Origin of the sequence: Listeria kieliensis (genome assembly GCF_003369925.1) — a bacterium.
Lineage (GTDB): Bacteria > Bacillota > Bacilli > Lactobacillales > Listeriaceae > Listeria > Listeria kieliensis_A.
This window is the reverse complement of record NZ_LARY01000001.1, coordinates 1,078,958-1,099,805: the sequence shown is the minus strand read 5'-3', so window position 1 is coordinate 1,099,805 and position 20,848 is coordinate 1,078,958. Positions and strand designations below refer to the sequence as shown.

At 38.9% G+C, this 20,848-nt stretch carries 26 protein-coding genes and 1 riboswitch; of the genes, 17 read left to right on the top strand and 9 right to left on the bottom strand.

Annotated features, from left to right (window positions below):
* The first annotated feature begins 24 nt into the window (after positions 1-24).
* From nusA to pnp, 10 genes are all read left to right on the top strand, one after another.
* Positions 25-1,149 (top strand): transcription termination factor NusA, encoded by a 1,125-nt coding sequence (nusA, locus tag UR08_RS05430; RefSeq protein WP_115752620.1) that lies wholly within the window; start codon positions 25-27, stop codon positions 1,147-1,149.
* Between the two features lie 15 nt (positions 1,150-1,164).
* Positions 1,165-1,449, top strand: coding sequence for an RNase P modulator RnpM (gene rnpM, locus UR08_RS05425; protein ID WP_115752619.1), 285 nt, complete (start codon positions 1,165-1,167; stop codon positions 1,447-1,449).
* Positions 1,442-1,741 (top strand): YlxQ family RNA-binding protein, encoded by a 300-nt coding sequence (locus UR08_RS05420; protein WP_115752618.1) that lies wholly within the window; start codon positions 1,442-1,444, stop codon positions 1,739-1,741. The genes rnpM and UR08_RS05420 overlap by 8 nt, the downstream gene beginning before the upstream one ends.
* Before the next feature lie 22 nt (positions 1,742-1,763).
* Positions 1,764-4,124: a translation initiation factor IF-2 gene (gene infB / locus UR08_RS05415; protein ID WP_115752617.1), complete on the top strand. Its 2,361-nt coding sequence runs from the start codon at positions 1,764-1,766 to the stop codon at positions 4,122-4,124.
* Complete coding sequence (locus UR08_RS05410; RefSeq protein ID WP_240616045.1) at positions 4,124-4,402, top strand: DUF503 domain-containing protein; 279 nt, start codon at positions 4,124-4,126, stop codon at positions 4,400-4,402. The genes infB and UR08_RS05410 overlap by 1 nt, the downstream gene beginning before the upstream one ends.
* Positions 4,403-4,413: 11 nt before the next feature.
* Entirely contained in the window at positions 4,414-4,758 is a 345-nt protein-coding gene (gene rbfA / locus UR08_RS05405; RefSeq protein WP_115752615.1) for a 30S ribosome-binding factor RbfA, read from the top strand.
* Positions 4,759-4,836: 78 nt separating this feature from the next.
* Entirely contained in the window at positions 4,837-5,751 is a 915-nt protein-coding gene (gene truB, locus UR08_RS05400; RefSeq protein ID WP_115752614.1) for a tRNA pseudouridine(55) synthase TruB, read from the top strand.
* A gap of 51 nt (positions 5,752-5,802) precedes the next feature.
* Positions 5,803-6,741, top strand: coding sequence for a bifunctional riboflavin kinase/FAD synthetase (locus UR08_RS05395; RefSeq protein WP_115752613.1), 939 nt, complete (start codon positions 5,803-5,805; stop codon positions 6,739-6,741).
* A gap of 157 nt (positions 6,742-6,898) precedes the next feature.
* On the top strand, positions 6,899-7,168 hold the full coding sequence (rpsO, locus tag UR08_RS05390; protein WP_036072602.1) for a 30S ribosomal protein S15: 270 nt from the start codon (positions 6,899-6,901) through the stop codon (positions 7,166-7,168).
* Positions 7,169-7,385: 217 nt separating this feature from the next.
* Positions 7,386-9,590, top strand: a complete 2,205-nt coding sequence (pnp, locus tag UR08_RS05385; RefSeq protein ID WP_115752612.1) for a polyribonucleotide nucleotidyltransferase — start codon at positions 7,386-7,388, stop codon at positions 9,588-9,590.
* Between the two features lie 32 nt (positions 9,591-9,622).
* On the opposite strand, the gene UR08_RS05380 is transcribed toward pnp, so the two are convergent.
* On the bottom strand, positions 9,623-10,105 hold the full coding sequence (locus tag UR08_RS05380) for an endolytic transglycosylase MltG (RefSeq protein WP_115752611.1): 483 nt from the start codon (positions 10,103-10,105) through the stop codon (positions 9,623-9,625).
* Positions 10,106-10,151: 46 nt separating this feature from the next.
* Positions 10,152-10,532, bottom strand: a complete 381-nt coding sequence (locus tag UR08_RS05375) for a hypothetical protein (protein WP_115752610.1) — start codon at positions 10,530-10,532, stop codon at positions 10,152-10,154.
* Between the two features lie 194 nt (positions 10,533-10,726).
* On the opposite strand from UR08_RS05375, the gene rpmG reads away from it, so the two are divergent.
* The 6 genes from rpmG (at position 10,727) to UR08_RS05345 (ending at position 15,549) form a co-directional block, all read left to right on the top strand.
* Positions 10,727-10,876 carry a 50S ribosomal protein L33 gene (gene rpmG, locus UR08_RS05370; protein ID WP_003719608.1) on the top strand — a complete coding sequence of 50 codons (150 nt, stop codon included), beginning with the start codon at positions 10,727-10,729 and terminating at the stop codon, positions 10,874-10,876.
* A gap of 49 nt (positions 10,877-10,925) precedes the next feature.
* On the top strand, positions 10,926-11,465 hold the full coding sequence (locus tag UR08_RS05365) for a 5-formyltetrahydrofolate cyclo-ligase (protein WP_115752609.1): 540 nt from the start codon (positions 10,926-10,928) through the stop codon (positions 11,463-11,465).
* 114 nt (positions 11,466-11,579) lie between these two features.
* Positions 11,580-13,136 (top strand): rhomboid family protein, encoded by a 1,557-nt coding sequence (locus UR08_RS05360; protein WP_115752608.1) that lies wholly within the window; start codon positions 11,580-11,582, stop codon positions 13,134-13,136.
* Entirely contained in the window at positions 13,133-13,342 is a 210-nt protein-coding gene (locus tag UR08_RS05355) for a YqgQ family protein (protein ID WP_115752607.1), read from the top strand. Before UR08_RS05360 ends, UR08_RS05355 begins: the two co-directional genes overlap by 4 nt.
* Before the next feature lie 24 nt (positions 13,343-13,366).
* Positions 13,367-14,347 (top strand): ROK family glucokinase, encoded by a 981-nt coding sequence (locus UR08_RS05350; RefSeq protein WP_115752606.1) that lies wholly within the window; start codon positions 13,367-13,369, stop codon positions 14,345-14,347.
* A gap of 89 nt (positions 14,348-14,436) precedes the next feature.
* Positions 14,437-15,549, top strand: coding sequence for a YqgU-like beta propeller domain-containing protein (locus UR08_RS05345; protein WP_115752605.1), 1,113 nt, complete (start codon positions 14,437-14,439; stop codon positions 15,547-15,549).
* Between the two features lie 35 nt (positions 15,550-15,584).
* Here the strand turns inward: UR08_RS05345 and UR08_RS12990 are convergent, their stop codons facing one another.
* From UR08_RS12990 to comGA, 7 genes are read right to left on the bottom strand one after another with little or no spacing between them, the layout of a single operon-like run.
* Positions 15,585-15,749: a hypothetical protein gene (locus tag UR08_RS12990; RefSeq protein WP_165849947.1), complete on the bottom strand. Its 165-nt coding sequence runs from the start codon at positions 15,747-15,749 to the stop codon at positions 15,585-15,587.
* On the bottom strand, positions 15,742-16,212 hold the full coding sequence (comGF, locus tag UR08_RS05340; protein WP_115752604.1) for a competence type IV pilus minor pilin ComGF: 471 nt from the start codon (positions 16,210-16,212) through the stop codon (positions 15,742-15,744). Before comGF ends, UR08_RS12990 begins: the two co-directional genes overlap by 8 nt.
* Positions 16,175-16,459: a type II secretion system protein gene (locus UR08_RS05335; RefSeq protein ID WP_115752603.1), complete on the bottom strand. Its 285-nt coding sequence runs from the start codon at positions 16,457-16,459 to the stop codon at positions 16,175-16,177. The genes comGF and UR08_RS05335 overlap by 38 nt, the downstream gene beginning before the upstream one ends.
* The gene (gene comGD / locus UR08_RS05330) at positions 16,446-16,910 is read right to left on the bottom strand and encodes a competence type IV pilus minor pilin ComGD (RefSeq protein ID WP_115752602.1); all 465 of its coding nucleotides are present in this window, start codon (positions 16,908-16,910) and stop codon (positions 16,446-16,448) included. Before comGD ends, UR08_RS05335 begins: the two co-directional genes overlap by 14 nt.
* The gene (gene comGC / locus UR08_RS05325; protein WP_115752601.1) at positions 16,861-17,172 is read right to left on the bottom strand and encodes a competence type IV pilus major pilin ComGC; all 312 of its coding nucleotides are present in this window, start codon (positions 17,170-17,172) and stop codon (positions 16,861-16,863) included. The genes comGD and comGC overlap by 50 nt, the downstream gene beginning before the upstream one ends.
* Before the next feature lie 17 nt (positions 17,173-17,189).
* A complete protein-coding gene (gene comGB / locus UR08_RS05320) occupies positions 17,190-18,221 on the bottom strand; it encodes a competence type IV pilus assembly protein ComGB (protein WP_115752600.1) in 1,032 nt (343 codons plus the stop codon).
* A complete protein-coding gene (gene comGA / locus UR08_RS05315; RefSeq protein ID WP_115752599.1) occupies positions 18,208-19,218 on the bottom strand; it encodes a competence type IV pilus ATPase ComGA in 1,011 nt (336 codons plus the stop codon). Before comGA ends, comGB begins: the two co-directional genes overlap by 14 nt.
* A gap of 352 nt (positions 19,219-19,570) precedes the next feature.
* Positions 19,571-19,661, top strand: a riboswitch (glycine riboswitch).
* A gap of 82 nt (positions 19,662-19,743) precedes the next feature.
* Here comGA and gcvT point away from each other — a divergent pair.
* Positions 19,744-20,832, top strand: coding sequence for a glycine cleavage system aminomethyltransferase GcvT (gene gcvT / locus UR08_RS05310; RefSeq protein ID WP_115752732.1), 1,089 nt, complete (start codon positions 19,744-19,746; stop codon positions 20,830-20,832).
* Positions 20,833-20,848: the final 16 nt, after the last annotated feature.

The window sequence follows — 20,848 nt, the reverse complement described above, 5'->3', positions numbered from 1 at the left end:
AATTAAATAAGGAGTGAATGAGTAATGAGCACAGAATTACTAGATGCTCTTCATGTTTTAGAACATGATAAAGGAATTTCCCGAGATGTAATCGTTGAAGCGATTGAAGCAGCGCTTGTTTCTGCTTATAAACGGAATTTTAACCAAGCACAAAATGTACGCGTAGAATTGAATCTTGAAAATGGATCTATTCGCGTATTTGCGAGAAAAGATGTGGTGGATCAAGTATTCGATTCACGTCTTGAAATTTCGCTTGAAGAAGCGCATGAATTAAACCCCGTGTATAAAGTAGGGGATGTTGTGGAATTAGAAGTTACCCCGAAAGATTTTGGGCGTATTGCTGCACAAACTGCTAAACAGGTTGTCACACAACGAGTGCGTGAAGCAGAGCGGGGTATTATTTACGATGAGTTTATTGATCGCGAAGATGATATCATGACAGGGATCGTAGAGCGACAAGATTCCCGTTTTATCTATGTAAATCTCGGTAAAATTGAAGCGATTCTTTCGCAAAATGAACAAATGCCAAATGAAACTTATCGCCCGCATGACCGGATCAAAGTTTATTTGACTAAAGTAGAAAAAACAACAAAAGGTCCACAAATTTTTGTTTCAAGAACACACCCGGGATTATTAAAACGTCTATTTGAAATGGAAGTTCCTGAAATTTATGAAGGAATTGTGGAAATCAAATCGGTCGCTCGAGAAGCAGGGGATCGCTCTAAAATTTCGGTTTACACTGCAGACCCAGAAGTGGATGCTGTTGGGGCTTGTGTTGGGCCTAAAGGAGCTCGTGTACAAGCGATTGTAAACGAGTTGAAAGGGGAAAAAATTGATATTGTAGAATGGTCAGATGATCCGTTTACATTTGTTGCAAACGCACTTAGCCCTTCTAAAGTGCTCGATGTAATTGTGAATGAAGAAGAACAAGCAACAACGGTTGTTGTGCCAGATTATCAGCTTTCTCTTGCAATCGGGAAGCGTGGACAAAACGCTCGTCTTGCTGCAAAGTTAACTGGCTGGAAAATTGATATTAAAAGCGAGAGCGTTGCCCGTGAAATGGGTATTTATCCGCGCGAAGAAACACCTGTTCAAGAAGCAGAAGAAACGGTTGTAGAAGAAAATAGCGTTTCGGAAGATGAAGAATAAAGGAGAAAAGCGGACATGCGGAGCAAAAAAATCCCACTTAGAAAGTGTATTGTAACTGGTGAAAGACTCCCTAAACAAGAACTCTTGCGCATTGCGTATTCAAAAAATGGGGAGCTAACGATTGATCCAACCGGAAAAGCACCAGGACGTGGTTTTTATATTAAAAAGGATATAGATGTAGCAAAACGTACGAAAGAAAAAAATACGTTATTCCATCAATTAAAAATGAAAGAGCAAGAAGGATTTTACGATGAGTTAATTGCGTATGTAGAATCCCTCGAGGATAAGAATCATGGATGAAAAATTTCTCCAACTCCTCGGTCTTGCAAATCGTGCAAAGAAAATAACAACCGGAGAAGAGTTAGTTTTAAAAGCAGTTCGCAGCGGAAAGGCATCACTTGTTGTTTTAGCAGATGATGTTTCAAGCGGGACAGAAAAAAAAGTCCGAAATAAATGTGAATACTACGATGTCCCCTTGCAAAAAAAATTTACAAGAGAAGAACTAGGAGGGGCGATCGGCAAAGAAACGCGTGCAGTCATTGGTATTCTCGACAAAGGATTTGCCAAAAAACTAAATGAACTCCTCGGTTGATTACCTAGTGGAGGTGTACGGCATGAGTAAAATTCGTGTATATGAGTATGCAAAAAAACAACAAGTTTCGAGTAAAGAAGTTATTGAAAAGTTACACAGCTTAGGTGTAGAAGTTTCAAACCATATGTCGACGATTAATGATAATGCCTTAAGACAACTCGATCAAGCTTTTTCAAGCAAACAAGAGAAACCGGCTGTTCAAAAAAATGAAAAAGTCCAAAATAAACCGAATAGCAAGGAGTCTAATAAACTGAATTCAAATAATAACCAAAAACCAAAAGAAAATAAACCGCAGCGTCCAGCTGCACAAAATAACAATAAGCCACGTCAAAACGAACAAAAAACTAGTCAAGGAGAGCAAGCAAAACGTACGGATAAACCAGTAAATACGAACAAAAATAAACCACAGTCTAGTACAAACTCGGGCAACCGAAACACGAATGCTTCTCCTGGACGAAATCAAAATCAAGGAAACCGCTTTGGCGGAAATAATAACCAAAATCGTGGTGGTAAAGGCGGAACTCATGGTGGATTTAACCAAAACCGCGGTGGTAAAGGCAAGAAAAAAGGGAAACAAAATCATCAAGCACAACCGGCAACTCCGCCAAAACCAAAACCACTTCCAGAAAAAATCACGTTTACAGAGTCTTTGACAGTCGCAGAACTTGCGAAAAAATTGTATCGTGAACCTTCTGAAATTATCAAAAAGCTGTTCTTATTAGGCGTTGTTGCAACGATTAACCAAGAATTAGACAAAGATGCTATCGAACTAATTTGTGCAGAATATGGTGTGGAAGTAGAAGAAGAAATTAAAGTGGATGTGACGGATCTTGATGTTTACTTTGAAAACGCAGCTGAAGAAGATGCGGGGCATCTTGAAGAACGTCCGCCAGTTGTTACAATCATGGGGCACGTTGACCACGGGAAAACAACCCTTCTTGATTCACTAAGAAACACGAAAGTAACACTTGGTGAAGCAGGTGGGATTACTCAGCATATTGGTGCGTATCAATTAGATGTTCGTGGTAAGAAAATTACTTTCCTTGATACACCTGGACACGCAGCCTTTACGGCAATGCGTGCACGTGGTGCACAAATCACAGATATCACGATCCTTGTTGTGGCTGCTGATGATGGTGTGATGCCGCAAACGATCGAAGCAATTAACCACGCAAAAGCTGCTAAAATGCCAATTATTGTGGCAGTCAATAAAATTGATAAACCACAAGCTAACCCTGAACGTGTCATGCAAGAGTTGACTGAATATGAACTTATTCCAGAAGACTGGGGCGGAGACACGATCTTTGTACCCATTTCTGCTAAATTCGGCGAGGGATTAGACAATTTACTGGATATGATTCTTCTTGTGTCTGAAGTAGAAGAACTAAAAGCGAATCCTGAACGTCGCGCGCTTGGTACAGTCGTGGAAGCAGAACTCGATAAAGGCCGTGGCTCTGTTGCGACACTACTTGTTCAAGATGGAACGCTACACGTTGGAGATCCGATCGTTGTAGGGAATACCTTTGGTCGTGTTCGTGCGATGGTCAATGATCTGGGGCGCCGGGTGAAACAGGTTGGTCCAAGTACACCGGTTGAAATTACAGGGCTAAATGATGTACCACAAGCGGGTGATCGTTTTGTTGTCTTTGAAGATGAAAAAACAGCTCGTTCAGTTGGAGAATCACGTGCCACAAAAGCAGTGCAAGAACAACGTACAGCAACAAATCGCGTTAGCCTAGATAACTTGTTTGAACACATGAAAGCTGGCGAAATGAAGTCGGTTAATGTCATTATCAAAGCAGACGTTCAAGGCTCGGTTGAGGCACTTGCCGCTTCACTTCGTAAAATTGAAGTTGAAGGGGTCAATGTTAATATCATTCATACAGCAGTTGGTGCGATCAATGAATCAGATATTACGCTTGCCGCAGCATCAAATGCGATCATCATTGGCTTTAACGTGCGACCTACTACACAAGCTCGCGAAGCTGCTGAAAATGAAGGCGTTGATATTCGTTTACACCGCGTTATCTATAAAGCGATTGAAGAAATTGAAGCGGCAATGAAAGGTATGCTTGATCCGGAATATGAAGAAAAAATTATCGGACAAGCGCAAGTTCGTCAAACCTTTAATGTATCGAAAATCGGAACAATTGCCGGCTGTTATGTAACGGATGGAAAAATCACACGTGATAGCGGAGTGCGCTTGATTCGTGACGGCATTGTTGTGTTTGAAGGAAAACTTTCTTCACTTAAACGCTTCAAAGATGATGCTAAAGAAGTAGCGAAAGGTTATGAATGTGGGATCACAATTGAAAACTTTAATGACATTAAAGAAGATGATGTGATTGAAGCCTTCGTAATGGAAGAAATCGAGCGCGCATGATTATTCGAGCAGTCGCGGCTGAATGGATTATTCATGATGCGATGAATTTGAAAGAAAAACGGAGTGTGCTAAAACGTGTTTTAACACGTACACGCCAAAAATATAATGTTTCCATTGCGGAAACAGCTTTTAAAGAAAAGTGGCAGCGAACAGAAGTTAGTTTTGCTGTGGTTTCGGATACACGCGTCCAGTGTGAAAAAGAAACGGAACAAGTCCTTTCGTTTCTTGATTCTTTCCCGGAATGGGAGAGAATCAAGACGGAAGCAGACTGGGTATAGAGGTGAACAAAATGAGTGTAAGAGCAAATCGGGTTGCTGAGCAAATGAAAAAAGAACTAGGCGATATTTTAAACCGAAAAATTAAAGATCCTCGTCTAGGTTTTATTACCGTAACGGATGTTGATGTTACAGGAGATTTACAGCAAGCAACGGTTTTTATTTCGATTCTTGGAAATGAAAAAGAGCGTGAAGATTCTTTGCTTGCCTTAGAAAAGGCACATGGCTTTATTCGTTCTGAAATCGGGAACCGCATGAGTTTGCGCAAAGTTCCTGAGCTTTTGTTTGAAGTAGATAGCTCACTTGAGTACGGCAATAAAATTGATGAGTTACTTCGGGACTTAAATAAAGACAGTTAAAACTAAAAAGCCGAGACAAAACGATTCTTCCGTTTCCGTTTCGGCTTTTTTTGAGTGAAAAGGAGTGGAGCGAAAAACATGGACGGCATCATTGCACTATATAAAGAGCGCGGTTTAACGAGCCATGATTGTGTTTTTAAGCTTCGAAAGATTTTAAAAACCAAAAAAGTCGGACATACAGGAACACTTGATCCTGAAGTGGCTGGTGTTTTGCCGATTTGTGTGGGACGAGCAACGAAACTCGCGGAGTATTTAACAGATGAAGGCAAAGAATATCACGCGGAAATCACGCTTGGAAGAAGCACAACGACAGAAGATCAGACGGGGGACACAGTGGCAGAAAAAGAGATTTCTGAACCAATCTCTGTGCAAGAAATCGCGAAAGTCTTAGATGAATTGACAGGTGAAATCACTCAAATTCCTCCTATGTATTCAGCTGTTAAAGTGGCTGGGAAAAAGCTTTATGAGTATGCTCGCGCGGGAGAAAGTGTTGAGCGACCAAAGCGGCAAGTCCAGATTGATGAGCTAAAGCGCTTAGATAGCCATGAAATCACGCAAGCAAGCCCAAGTTTTGCATTAAGGATTCGCTGTGGGAAAGGGACGTATATTCGAACACTCGCTGTGATGATTGGTGAAAAATTAGGATATCCTGCTCATATGTCGGCTTTGCGGCGTTCTAAAAGTGGCTTTTTTGAGGAAGCTGATTGTCTTACTCTTGCAGAAATTGAAGAAAAGATGCAAGCGGACGATCTAAGCTTTTTGAAGCCACTGGAATTAGGTGTTCAAAGTTTTCCTCAAGTAATGCTTACAGAAGCTTTGCATAAACGTGTTTTAAACGGAGCTTTATTAACGGAGCAGGAGCTTTTTAAAGAGGAAATTGTGCCTTCTTCACCTGTTGCTCTACTATTTGATGGGAAATTAACAGCGCTTTATCAAAAGCATCCAAGTAGGTCAGGGGTTTGGAAGCCGGAAAAAGTGATCGAGCTTGCGTAACTCTCTTTTTGAAATCGAAAAATAGAAATTTAAAACAGAGGAGAAAATGTCATGGAAACTTGTTTTTTGCATCATCCAGATGTTACGGTAGAAAACCACGATCCCAAAACGATCGCTCTTGGATTCTTCGATGGGGTTCACAGAGGCCATCAAGCGGTCATCAAAAAAGCCAAGCAAATTGCAGATGAAAATGGGGAGAAAAGTGCTGTACTTACCTTTGATCCACATCCATCTGTTGTGCTCGGTCAAACAAGAAAAGCTGTCCATTATTTAACGCCACTTGATGAAAAGTTAGAAAAAATAGAACAGCTTGGGATTGATATCGTATATGTAGTTCGTTTCACGGCAGCATTTGCGGACTTGTCTCCTGAGCAATTTGTAGAAGACTATTTGGTCAAGTTAAATGCGCGTCATGTGGTGGCTGGCTTTGATTATTCTTATGGCAAAAAAGGGGCAGGTAAGATGGAAGAGATGGCTTCTTATGCGAAGGGCCGTTTTGATGTTACGATCGTGAATAAGCAGGAAGCCTTTGAAGAAAAAATCAGTTCGACGAAGATCCGTTCAGCGATTGAAAATGGTGATCTGGATACTGCTAATGATCTTTTGGGCTATCCGTATAAAGTGAAGGGAACGGTTATTCACGGAGATAAACGTGGCCGGACGCTTGGGTTCCCAACTGCGAACATGCAAATTGATGAAGATTATTTGATTCCCAAACTTGGAATTTATGCGGTTCGATTCATTATCGGTGGAAAAAGCTATGCAGGAATGGCAAGTATTGGTTATAATGTGACGTTTAAAACGGATCAGGAACGTTCGATTGAAGTGTTCATTTTAGACTTTGATCGTGAGATTTACGGGGAACAAGCTGAAATCGAATGGTTCCATTTCTTCCGGCCAGAAATGAAATTTAACGGCGTGGAAGGCCTTGTGGAACAACTCAAGCAAGATGAAGCGAATACGCGCGCTTATTTTTCCCAATCAATTTAGCCTGCAAAAACGGCTGTGAGAAGCAAATTTTTACTTGCTTTTCTTGCTAGAATAGTGTATCTTTAACTCTGTACGACAAGAACCTTTACTTGGCAGTGACGAGTCACCAACGTTTTGCTCAGTAATAGGGGATTTAGAAATGAAGGAGGTGGAGTTAATGGCATTAACTCAAGAAGCAAAAAACAAGATTATTGCTGAATATCGTGTCCATGACACAGATACAGGTTCTCCAGAGGTGCAAATTGCTGTACTAACTGCAGAAATCAATAATTTGAATGATCACGTTCGTGTACACAAGAAAGACCACCATTCTTATAGAGGTTTGATGAAAATGGTTGGTCATCGTCGTAACCTGCTTACTTATCTTCGTAAAAAAGATGTGCAACGTTACCGCGAACTTATCAAACGTTTAGGTTTACGTCGTTAAAAACGAGACCGAAAAAAGCGGGATTCTTCTGGGTTCCCGCTTTTTTTAAAGAGTAAAAAGGAGAGCGTTTGAAGCTTTATCGCATGAATCCAAAAACGTGGTAAAATGAGTCGTTTATCAGGTTTTTGGATTCATGCGTGCCTTTTAAACGAGGTGTGCATGAAAGAATTGATGCATGGTAAAGTTCTGCGCTCCGAAGAAAAGGAGAAATGAAGATATGTCTGAAAAACAAGTCTTTACGACTGAACTTGCCGGTAAGACACTTGCCGTAGAAGTGGGGCAACTTGCGAAACAAGCGAGTGGTGCTGCACTAGTTCGCTTTGGCGATACAGCTGTTTTAACGGCCACAGTAGGTTCTAAAAAACCAAGACCTGGTGATTTTTTTCCGTTAACTGTTAATTATGAAGAAAAAATGTATTCCGTTGGGAAAGTTCCAGGTGGATTTTTGAAGCGTGAAGGACGTCCGAGTGACCGCGCAACACTTACAGCTCGTTTGATTGACCGTCCAATTCGTCCGCTTTTTGCTGAAGGATTCCGGAATGAAGTGCAAATCACTTCTACTGTTTTTAGTGTTGAACAAGACTGCTCACCTGAAATGGCTGCAATGCTTGGTTCTTCAATTTCTCTTTGTATCTCGGACATCCCGTTTGACGGACCGATTGCAGGGGTTGAAGTAGGGCGCATAAATGGTGAATATATCATCAACCCGACGATTGAACAAGCGGAGCAAAGCGATATTTCTTTAACAGTTGCTGGAACATATGATGCGATCAATATGGTTGAAGCAGGAGCAAAAGAAGTTTCTGAAGAAGCGATGCTTGAAGCTATCATGTTTGGCCATGAAGAAATTAAACGTCTTTGCAAATTCCAAGAAGAAATTATTCAAGCAGTAGGCAAAGAAAAACGCGAAATCGAACTTTTTGTCACTGACCCTGAGCTTGAAAAAGAAGTAAAAGCTGTCAGCGAAGCGAAAATGAAACAAGCGATTCAAACAGAAGAGAAAAAAGCCCGTGAAGCGGCGATTGAAGCTGTCAAAGAAGAAATTCTTGAAAGCTACAAAGAAAAAGAACTCGAAGATGAAGAAGCGATTCTTGCCGAAGTGGCGCATATTCTTGAGATGATTGAAAAAGATGAAATGCGTCGTTTAATTTCGCAAGAAAAAATCCGCCCAGATGGACGTAAAGTAGACGAAATTCGCCCCTTGTCATCTGAAGTGGGCTTGTTACCTCGCGTTCACGGATCGGGTCTTTTCACTCGTGGACAAACACAAGCTCTAAGTATTTGTACGTTAGCACCGTTACGCGAACATCAAATTATTGATGGACTTGGCGCTGAGGAATATAAACGCTTCATGCATCACTACAATTTTCCGCAATTTAGTGTTGGAGAAACGGGACCACGTCGTGGCCCAGGACGTCGCGAAATTGGGCACGGAGCACTTGGCGAACGCGCTTTACAATACATTATTCCAAGTGAAGAAGAATTTCCATACACAATCCGTCTTGTTTCAGAAGTATTAGAATCGAATGGTTCTAGCTCGCAAGCAAGTATTTGTGGCTCAACGCTCGCACTAATGGATGCTGGTGTTCCAATTAAAGCTCCTGTAGCGGGTATCGCGATGGGACTTGTGAAATTGGGTGACGACTACACGATTTTATCGGATATCCAAGGAATGGAAGACCACTTTGGTGATATGGACTTTAAAGTAGCTGGAACAAGCGAAGGCATTACGGCGCTTCAAATGGATATCAAAATTGATGGTCTTAGCCGTCAAATTCTTGAAGAAGCCCTTACGCAAGCTAAAGCAGGTCGCCTACACATTTTGGATCATTTGCTATCCACAATCAGTGCACCACGCGATCATCTATCGAAATATGCGCCGAAGATCGTTTCAATGACGATTAAAGAAGATAAAATTAAAGATGTTATCGGACCTGGTGGGAAGCAAATTAATCAAATCATTGATGAAACTGGCGTTAAGATCGATATCGAACAAGATGGAACAGTTTACGTAGCTTCACAAGATGAAGAAATGAATAAAAAAGCAATGGCGATCATTGAAGATATCGTACGTGAAGCTAAAGTAGGGGAAATCTATACTGGTAAAGTTCGTCGAATTGAGAAATTCGGAGCTTTTGTTGAACTATTTAAAGGAACTGATGGTTTAGTTCATATTTCTGAACTAGCACATGAGCGCGTTGGAAAAGTGGAAGATATCCTTAAGCTTGGCGATGAAGTAACGGTTAAAGTTATTGAAATTGATAACCAAGGTCGAATTAACTTGTCCCGCAAAGCCTTGCTTGAAAAACCAGCTGGCTTAGATGAAAAGAAATCACAAGATAAAGAGCAAAAGAAACATTTTGGTAGTGGTGATCGTAACCGCAAACCAAGAACGCATCATAAAGAAGAGCATAAAAAATAAAAAAGATTGTCCCGAAACAGGGACAATCTTTTTTATTGGTGAGCTAACTTTTTAGCAATTTCTTCGTAACTCATCTTGCTGTTCAAGTCATAGGAGCCGTCACGAATATATTTTTCATAATCATTTTGTTTTAAGTATTTTTCAAAATCAGAAGCATTTTTAACAATCCCATTTTTTGCAAGATCTTCACTTGCTTTTGAAGAAGGATCACCTTTCGCAATTACAAGTTTGTAATTTTTAACTTCCTTTTTTTTCTTTTCTTCGTCTGCTTTTTTCTGAGCTTCAAGTCGTTTAGCCTCGTCTTGATTATTTTTTTCTAGCTCTTGCTTAGCAAGCAGTTTTTCATATTTCGCTTTCCAAGTTGCACTGTTTTCTTCGCTACTTTTATCTACTGTCGTTGTTTTTTTGCTTTCCTTTGCCGCATTGGAATCTACAGAAAAGAATTGGTTGAAAACGAAGAGAACTACTGCTGAAATGAGCAATCCAAGTGCAATCATACGCAGATTGTTTTTCAAAAGGGAGTACTCCTTTCTGTTTTAGTTTCTCTATTCAAAATGGATTTTAATGTTCCAAATATTCTTCAATAGTTTGTTCAATCTCTTCTTTCGGAAGAGTAACTTGTTCAACAATTTCATCCACAGAAATCCCACTTGTATAAAGAGTAATTACTTGTTTTTTTAGTAAAGATTTCATTTTTGGGCTTACACTTTCTGCCTCTGTTTCAGTTTCATCATCATCAGCTTGTTCGGCAGGCTCTTTTGTTATGTTCATGGCTTTTTCAAGCAATGAAACCCGCTTTTTGAGCTCATAATTTTCATGCATCAACTGTGAAGCAACTTCTTCTAATTCTGTTTCAATTTGTTTGCTTTCATCTTTTTGCATGAATGAAAGAACAAACAATGCGATGGCAGCAATCAGAAGGATTATGATTACGACTGTCATTATGGAGTAACACCTCTTTTCCCTGTTCCTATACATACATTTATACCATAAAAACTCTGCTCTTGGCTATGAATATTCCAATTTGTAAAGAAAATAAAAAGAAAGCAGCTTTCGAACCTTGCAGAAATAGAGGAAAGATGGTATCATTATACAGGTTATAAAATACTCTTTCGCAAAGATTTGGAGGGAAAACAATGCGCGTAAACATTACTTTAGAATGTACCGAATGTGGCGATCGCAACTACATTACAACTAAAAATAAACGTGAAAATCCTGAACGTATTGAACTAAAAAAATATTGTCCAAGATTGCGTCGTGTGACTTTGCACCGCGAAACGAAATAAGCAGCAGACTTTCCTGTTGCTTTTTCTTTTTAAGGAGGTTTCAGAAGAAATGGAAAAAAGCAAGCTTAGAACGGAAACATTAAAGTTACTTACATCACTTGAGAAAACAGAGCATGATGAGAAGTCCCTTAAGTTGGCTGAACTTCTTTTTGAAACTGAAGAATGGAAGCGCGCTCATTTTGTAGGTATTACATTGTCTCGTTATCCTGAAATTGAAACAGAAGCAATTATTCGTCAAGCATGGGAAAAGGGAAAAAAAGTAGCCATTCCTGAGACACTTTATCCAGGCCATAGAATGCAATTTCGAGAATATGAAGAGGGCGATCAGCTGATTAAAAAAAAGTTTGATTTGATGGAGCCGAGTGACAAAGCAAAACTAGTTCCAAAAAGTGAGTTGTCCTTACTCATTGTTCCGGGAGTTGTCTTTAATTCTGCAGGCTACAGAATAGGCTTTGGTGGAGGGTTTTATGACAGATATTTGATGAATTTTCCTGGTAATACAATTTCGTTAGCTTTTTCAGAACAAGTTAATGAAGAACTAGTCGTCGAGGATCACGATATCCCTGTTCAAAAAGTTTTAGTAATTTGATAAATAGAGATTGTGATAAATTTTCATAAAAACAGGCCCAGTTATTTACAACGCCTGTTTTTTTGCGTATAGTAGTAAGTATAATCGCAATTTAGATAGAAAGCAGGGAATTGTTTGAGTCTCCAAGAAAATTATGTTTTCTGGCGATTGACTAATTACTTTTTAGAGCAAGAAAACTATCGCTTGATTCATTTACATGAAGAAAAGCATGAATTGTGGTTAGAAAATCCCAGTCAAAAAAAACGCCCGGTAATACGCATTCAAATCCGCGAAATGGGATGGACGAGTGTTGTTGAGCGGGATATGAATCATACTTTTAATGTGACTGAAAATCTACGGAAGCAAATTGGTGCTCCGTTTCTTCAAGTTGCCAATATTTATATTACTCCGTTTGCTCCAGTTGGTGAGGAAACGTTGTTTAATGAACAAACCAAAAATCGAAACGGAAAAATTAGCATTCAAAACTTGCTTGTTTCATCTGAACGTCTTCAAGAAGACTTTCGTAGTCTTGAAGAAAAACTTTCACTTCCAGAAGGAACGTTTCAAGTTGAGTCTGATATTACAGAAGAGCAAGTGATGAATGAACGCCAAAATGTTATTACGTATATTACAAAAAAAGTTAATGATGAAGAACAGAAAGCCAGAAAATCGAAACCCTATGTCACTTATGGTTTTATTTTGCTACAAGCTTTGTACTTTATATGGGTGTTTTTAAAAGATAGTTCGTTGAATACTTATACGCTTGTAGAGTGGGGCGCGAAATTTAATCCACTCATTTATGAAGGTGAGTGGTGGCGTTTTGTTTCGCCGATTTTTCTTCATGCAGGTCTGATGCACATCGCGGCTAACTGCTTAATGATTTATATTGTTGGACCTTGGGCAGAGAGGCTTTACGGACGTACTCGTTATGCAATAATCCTTATTTTAGGCGGGATTGCGGGAAATATTGCCAGCTTTGCGCTAAATAGCAACGTTGCCGTTGGATCAAGTACAGCTGTTTTTGCACTGTTTGGTTGTCTACTTTATCTAGTCGTTTTAAAGCCACATTTATATGCAAAAACGATAGGCGTAAACATCGCTGTTCTTGTGGTTATTAATCTAGTGCTTGATTTATTCATGCCTAGTGTTGATTTGGCAGGACACGTAGGTGGACTTGTTGGTGGCTTTTTCTTAGCTGGTGCCCTTTCTGTCCCGCACCAATATTTTAATTTACGTCGTATGCTCTACGGTGCAACTATATTTCTTCTAGCTGGGTTATTCTTATATATGGGCTTTAACCGGGCAAGTGAGCCGGCTGATCCTGCTACAGCTAATGGAGTCGCACAATATTACTTGCGACAAAATAACCAGAAAGAAGTAGATAAGCTTTTCCGATATTTAGAAAAGAGTCGGAGTGCTGATGAGTATAGTTATACGCTGATGGCTGGACAAGCACTTACAGAGAAAAAATTTGACAAAGCCAGAGACAAGGCAAATGAAGCCGTTCGAATTAATAATCAATTACCTCAGCCGCATTACATCCTTGCGATTTGTTATTTACAAGATGGAAAGAATGAAGAAGCATTGAAGCATGCCGAAATGGCTAAAAACCTTTCACCTGATAAAGTTTATCGTGACTTATTTCTTCAACTTCAACAAAATAATCAAAAGAAACCAGAGGGATCGCTATGAATTCAGTGTACGATGTCCAACAGTTACTTAAAAAATATGGAATTTTTGTCTATTTAGGGAAGCGTGAATATGATATTGAAATGATGGAGCATGAACTGACAGGACTTTTTAAACATCAACTATTAGATAGAGAAATATATGCAAGAGCCAGGAGTATTTTAAAGCAAGAGTTGATCAAAGAACAAAAGAAAAACAGCTGCCTTTGAGCAGTAAAAAGGAGCAAGTCGCAAATGGAAAAGAAATTGATTGGCGTTGATCTTGGTGGAACAACAGCAAAAATTGCGGTTTTAACAAAAGATGGTGAAATTGAAGAGAAGTGGAGCATCCGTACAAACACAGAGGATAAGGGTTCTCATATTGTTCGTGAGATTGGTGATAGCGTCAATCAAAAATTGACGGAACTCCAAATGGACAACAGCGAATTCTATGGCATTGGTGTCGGAACTCCAGGAACAGTGAATTACGAAACTGGAACAGTAAAAGGAGCCTATAATTTAAATTGGGTGGAAGAGCAAAACGTTTCAGAGGAGTTAGAGCGACTCACAGGGCTATCGATTCAGCTGGATAATGATGCGAACGTTGCAGCACTAGGCGAACGCTGGAAAGGTGCTGGAGAAGGTGGAGCCAACGTTGTCTTTGTTACGCTTGGAACAGGAGTAGGCGGCGGAATTTTTGCAGAAGGAAAAATTCTTCATGGCGTGAGAGGGGCAGCTGGCGAAATTGGGCATGTGACGGTTGTTCCAGAAAATGGTTATCAGTGTACATGTGGAAAGACAGGCTGTTTAGAAACAGTTGCTTCTGCTACTGGAATTGTACGTGTAGCTAAAGATCTTGCCAAAGAATATAAAGGCGACTCAAAGCTTGTTAACTTGATTCAAAATGGCTCTAAAATTAGTTCAAAGTTGATTTTTGATTTTGAAAAAGATGGGGATCCGTTCGCCAAGGAAGTAGTGGATAGAATTTCATTTTATTTAGCTCTAGCGCTTAGCCATATTGGAAACATGTTAAATCCTGAAAAAATCATTATTGGTGGTGGGGTATCCGCTGCTGGAGATGCGTTACTACAACCTGTTAAAGCGTATTTTGAAACCATGGTATTTCCAACGGTTTTAGAATCCACAAAACTTTCCATTGCAACACGTGGAAATGACGCAGGTGTGATTGGTGCTGCATGGCTTGCGCTTCCAAAAGAAGAAGAAAACAATATTTAAACTTCAGCAAAGCCTTCATTCTATCAGGTTTGATTCACTTCAAAAAGGGTAATTGGTAGAAATGAATACATTCAGAATGGAGGAAAAAGATGAAAAAGAAATCATTTTGGCCATTGCTCGTTTTGCTAGTGAGTATTCTTTTCATCTTTTTTGGATGTAAGCAGGACGATAATCGTTCAGCCGAAGAGGGGAAAAATAGTAAAGCAGAAGCGAAGACGATAAAGCCGATTGACGCGGAAAAGAATGACTTCATTCGTGCCGTGGGTTGGCTTTCTAATGATACAGTTTTAATTCAAAAGCAAAGTGCTGAAAAGACACGTTTGATTAAATACCATCTTTTTTCTGGAAAAAGTGATGTGCTGCTCGAAACAACAGATATTATTTCAGAAATCAAAATTAGCCCAGATTATCAATACTTTTTCATTTATGGCGTTTCAAAAGAGAATAAGGTTGCATTAACTATATACGACAGTAGTTCTGGCGAAAAGATTGAGAGTCATGCGATGCAACCTCTGGCTGCCAATTTTTATTGGAATCCAGATTCTCCAGAGAAACTGATGGTTATTGTTTATGAACAGAACTTTTCCTACTCAGCTTATGTTTATGACTTTTCAAAAAATGATTATAAAGCTGTTTCACTTCCTTCTTCCCTAATTTCTTGGTATGGGGATAATTTATATTTAGCGAATCAAAAAAACAGTCAAAGCGAACTTGGGAATTTATATCTGCAGAATATTCATTCAGAGTCTGAGAAGGATTTAGTTGCAGCTAATATTTTTGAATTTGCGACTAATCGAAACTTGTTGCTAACCATTGAAGAAGCAAATTCCGAGGATAAAGTTAGTTATAATTTCCGCTCAAGTGGTTTCGAATCACTTTCGAAATACGATATGCCGCGTGAATATGACAAACTAGGTACCTTTATTCCTTATTTTGATTTGAATTTCTCTAGAAAGCAATTTACGAGTTTTGAGCCTTATGAAAGCCGTGAAATTGGTCCAGTGCAGGGTGAATATAAATTAGTTCAGATTGACCCAGAGACAGGAAAAAAGCAAACCATCTTAGAACTGGTAGACAATCAGCCGCTTCTTAGCTCGCCAAATGGAAACTATTTGTTATACGGCTATCAATATGAAAAAATGATTGATTTATCAAAGAAAGAAGTAGACGATTTTATAGAAAAAGAAGACGATACTTATTAAAAGATATCTTGTTTGGAGGAGTTTGTTATGAGACTCTATTCGAATGAGCTATCTTTTTTTATTTTGGCTTTGTAATAGTCTTGCCAACTTTTTTCAAACATGATTTGTCTTTCAAAAAGAAGAGTTACTGTTGTAACGGTCATTAAAGTTAAAGATAATAAAAATAAAGTAACTAGCAAAGTAAAACCATTTTTATTCATTTTTGACATCTCCATGAAGAGGGATTTTGGTCTGCAATAAGTGCTTTGCTTTGGACTCTACGATTATTTCTAATTCATTAGTAGAAGCTTTAGTTTGGAAAGACTGGATATTGGTTAAAATGGGTTCGTGTCCTCGTCCATCAACTTGTTTTCGGATTAGTGAGTGGTATTTGGAATAGCAAACTTTTTTTTCATCTTTAACAAAACAGAATCCATCTGGATGGATTGTTGAAATAGCGTGATCGCCTTTTTCTTCTTGTAATTGTTTTAAAAACAAGTGCCATTCAGCCGAAGTGGCTACTTCACTTGCTTGAATGATTTTATATTCTACTTGAAGGGCGAGAGGGAGAAGAGAGAAAATTGATGTGACAGCTAAAAGAGATAAAAGAGCTTCAATTAAAGTGAAACCATTTTTTCTGACTTGATTAAAAAGGGAGGCAGACTTGTTGCTTTCTTTTCCCACAAATAATCCAACCTCCTTTAGAAGCTTTTATTTCAATTTCTTCGTTTCTGGAATGGATTTTTATAGGGTGACCAGAAAAAAGTTTTACTTCATCATACATTTTTTGATAGAGCATCGTTTGTTCACGTTCGTTATCCAATCGATTAATCAAGTTCCATAAAAATGGAAAAAGAACAGTACAAATGATAAGCAGCGTGCTCAGGGAAAGAATACTTTCGATGAGTGAAAAGCCATTAATTTTCTTCAATATTAAATCGTCCTTTCCCAATTTGGAATTTAAGTTGGTAGTTTTGCGCCTCACCATGCCATTTCACGGTTTGAAATCGATTAATGTGCCCAGTTTTAGGAAGAAATTTAAAGTTTTTTTCTTTTTCAATATGCATGCTATTTGGGTATTTTTCGATTAAATCAGGTTTATCGCTCCTTTGGATAATGAGTTGATCTCGTTTAAATCGAAGTTCAACAGGCTCGTTTTGTTGAAGTAGTGCTTCGGACTGAGCAAGATAAATATCTGCCTTTAAAATTTGAAAGAACTGTTTTTCTTCTATTTTTCTAAGTGAGTGAAAAGCGGGAGGAACTGAACAATTGATCAGCAATAGAAAGATAGCAAGGACTAAAAGCATTTCTGCAAGGGTGAAGCCATTTGCACTATTTTTCATGAACATTTCCGCTGCCATCAATAGTAACAGAATTGCCATTCGGACATTTCTTTTGTTTATTCGATAGGAACCCTTTATCTAAAAGATCATTAAAAGAGGGGACGTTGTGATATTCAAGTTCGTAAGCTTGAACTTGAGTTTCTACCATCGAAACAAAAGCACTGCAGCCCTTATCATTGATAGACTTGCTTTGCTTTGTAAGGTTTGGGATGATAAGGAGAAGTAAAACACTCACGACAAGCAAAACCACAAGCATTTCGACCAAAGTAAAACCACGTTCATCACGCCAATTTATTTTCATTATCAATACACTCCTTATTAGATTTGATCGACCATACTAAACATGGGAAAAAGAATGGATAAGTAAATTGAAATAATCAAAATGCCAATAACTAGAAAAGCGAGTGGCTGAATATAGCCGAATAACTTTTCCGTCTTAGCCATTGATTTTTGATAACAAAGTTCATAATAAAACAGCATTTCATCAGCAATCGTAGCATTTTGCTCACCATGCTGGATTATCGAAACCAGTTCAGTTTCAAAGAGTTTTAACTGAGAAACGGAAGCTGCGAAAGGAAGTCTCTTTTCAATATTTTTAGCGAGTCGTTTTCCGATTTCTTGAAAAAAAGCTGGAGAACTAGGGCTCGAAAACAGAATCAGCATTTTTTGAACAGATAAGCCGCTTTTAAGTAAATAACCGCATTCTCTTGCGAATAGTTGTGAATAGTGGATTCGTATAAAACTTGAAAAAATGGGGATGCGAACGAAAGCTTTCGCACGGTCGAACGCATTTTGTCGCTTACTTTTTCTCATGATAAAAAGAATGAACAAGAAAATTGCAGCAACAAGGAAAAATAAAATGAGTGGAAGTTGCTTGAGCAAAAAGAATATAAAAGTAGTGGAAAGATTTTTATGATCGCTAATTTGGCTGAATAATAAATCAAATTTGGGTAATAAAAAAACTCGTAACAAGAAAAAAACCACAATGACCGTTGCAAAGAGAATTAAAGGGTATTGAAAAGTCTTTTTAAGCGTCTTTTCTTGTTCGGCTCTTTTTTTTAAGAGCTCTCCACATTCTGCAAGAGTTTTTGTGAAAAAGCCGTGTTCTGCCGCATAGTAAATAGGAGCGAATATAAATTCTGGAAATGTAGCTTGTTGTAGTGCTTCCTGAAATGAATAGCCTTCTTGTAAAAGGTTCAGCACCGTTAAATAACGCTTGGCATGTTTGGGGTTTGCGATAGCAAGGTATGAAATAGCTGTCTCAATTGAAAAACCCTGCTTAAGTAAAGTAGCAAGCCGTGTTAAAAAATCTCCGTCTTGCTCAAGTTGACGCTGATTAAAAAAAGCCATAACATTTTCCTTTCTGAATTTGTTTTTCGATACTTAATCCGTCTGTGCAATTTTCTCCCGAAAAAAGTGAAAGAAGTGTTTCGTGTTGAGTAGCGTGTTCATAAAGGACAGTTCGTTTTTCCGTGAGATGTGTGCAAAATAAAGAGCAATTTTCCCCGCAAAAAGGACAGTATAGCTGCTTAAGAACTTGATGGCTGATCCCAAGTAGAGCTTGAGTGAGGTGGTTTTTCGGTAAACCGAATTCGAGAAGCCGCGTTAACACACCAGATAAGCTATCTGCATGGACTGTACTCAAAACGAGATGCCCAGTTAAGGCAGCTCGGATGACAATTTCGGCCGTTTCTTGGTCGCGGATTTCACCTACGATGAGAATATCTGGATCATGGCGCAAAACAGCACGAATTAGTTTACTGTAAGTGAGGCCAGCTTTTTCATTTACAGCAATTTGCAGGAATGCTTCGTTCAAATGTTCAACGGGATCTTCGATTGTTACAATGCTTTGAAGTTTTTGAGATAGAAATAATTTGGCTAATCCGTACATGGATGAAGATTTTCCGCTTCCGGTGCTTCCAGAAAACAAAAAGAGTCCCGTATGATTGTGACAACATTTTAGAATGTTGCTTGATTCGCTCGGAAAAAGCGAGGATTTCAGAAAAGGAATAAATTGGTTAAAACGAAACAGGCGAAGGACCAAGCTTTCGCTTGAGCTGACATCTGGAAGAGTAGAGACACGCAGAGCGATTTTTTCATGATGGATTTGGTCTTCGAAGCTTCCAGACTGTGGTAAGCGTTTTTCACCAATATCGAGTCCTGATTGAAATTTTAAAAATAGGATCAATTTCTCGGCTTCTTCTTTGCTTAAAGTCTTAAAGGGATACAGTTTTCCGGCAATACGCATCCGAATAAGAGATCCACTTTTAAAGGGGTGGATATGGATATCACTGGTATTGTAGTGAAGGGCTTGCTTGAGCAGACTTGCTAAAAGTTGTTTGGGCAAAGTTAGAGGCACCTCCTTGTTTCTTTCTTCGCCAAACATCATGAAATTCCTTTTTCGATAGAATTAAGAAAAATCAGTTAAAAGGTCCTTTTTCTAGGGGAATTCAAAAATTTTCTCGTTTATTTGGCGAAATAAATCAAGAAAAACCAGCAAAAAAATTTTTTTGTTCGTAAAAAAGATTGTGAAAAAATAAACAATACGGACGTTTTGTAAAAAATAATAAAGTTAAGCCTTTTCATTACGAACATTAAGAGGTGTAAATCGTAATATATCCGTAAAAACTTATTATTTGCCGAACAATCTGTGTCATGGTAAGCTAGAGAAAAGGAAAGGGTACATAGAAAAAAAGCGGTTGAATGTAAACGGAGAGACTGTTTCGACAGCGCCGACGGGGAAAGCATAAACTATGTGAAACTCTCAGGCAAAAGGATGTTTACAGGACGCAACTCTGGAGTGGAATTTGCGACAGGGCTTATTGCTTATAAGCCTTTTTCCTATGCACAAATTCAAGAGGAGGTTTTCATGTTGACAGAGCTTTTAAAAACACCGCTTCATCCGCTCTACGCGAAATACGGAGCAAAAACAATTGATTTTGGGGGATGGGATTTGCCCGTTCAGTTTTCAGGAATTAAAGAGGAACATGAAACAGTTCGAACACATGCAGGCGTTTTTGATGTTTCACACATGGGCGAAATCTTAGTAGAGGGGAAAGAAAGCACTGAGTATCTTGATAAAGTCCTCTCAAACAATGTTTCCAAATTGAAAGTGGGACGTGCTCAGTATAATATTGTTTGCTATGAAACAGGCGGAGCAGTTGATGACTTAGTAGCTTATAAATTTTCGGATGAAAAGTATTTGCTCGTTGTCAATGCTGCAAACACTGAGAAAGATTTCAACTGGCTCAAAGAACATGTGACAGAAGATGTGAAAGTCTCGAATGTGTCTAGTGAATACGGACAGTTAGCGGTTCAAGGACCAGAAGCTGAAAAAATATTAGGTACGCTTACGGATACAGATTTGTTAGCTATTCCATTTTTCGGTTTTGAAGAAGATGTGAAAGTTGCTGGGAAAAAGGCACTCGTTTCACGCACGGGTTATACTGGGGAAGACGGGTTTGAAATTTATACGAAAGCAGAAGATACGGCTGAAGTATTTGAAGCGCTTCTTCAAGCAGGAGTAAAACCTATTGGACTTGGCGCGCGGGACACGCTTCGCTTTGAAGCAAACTTTGCGCTTTATGGTCAAGAGTTATCAAAAGATATCACACCGCTAGAAGCTGGACTTAATTTTGCAGTGAAGTTGAAGAAAGATGCTGACTTTATTGGGAAAGAAGCGTTAATTAAGCAAAAAGAAGCGGGGATTCCACGTAAAGTGGTTGGAATTGAAATGATCGATCGTGGCATTCCGCGCACTGGCTATAAAGTTTTTGTAGATGGAAATGAAATTGGGGAAGTAACATCGGGGACACAGTCACCTACTCTTGGTAAAAACCTGGGGCTTGCACTTGTGAAAACAGATTTTGCAAATGTTGGTCAAGTCGTTGAAGTCGAGGTTAGAAATAAAAAGCTTCAAGCAAAAGTTGTCGAAACACCATTTTACAAACGTGAAAATTAGGGAGCAGTTACACAAT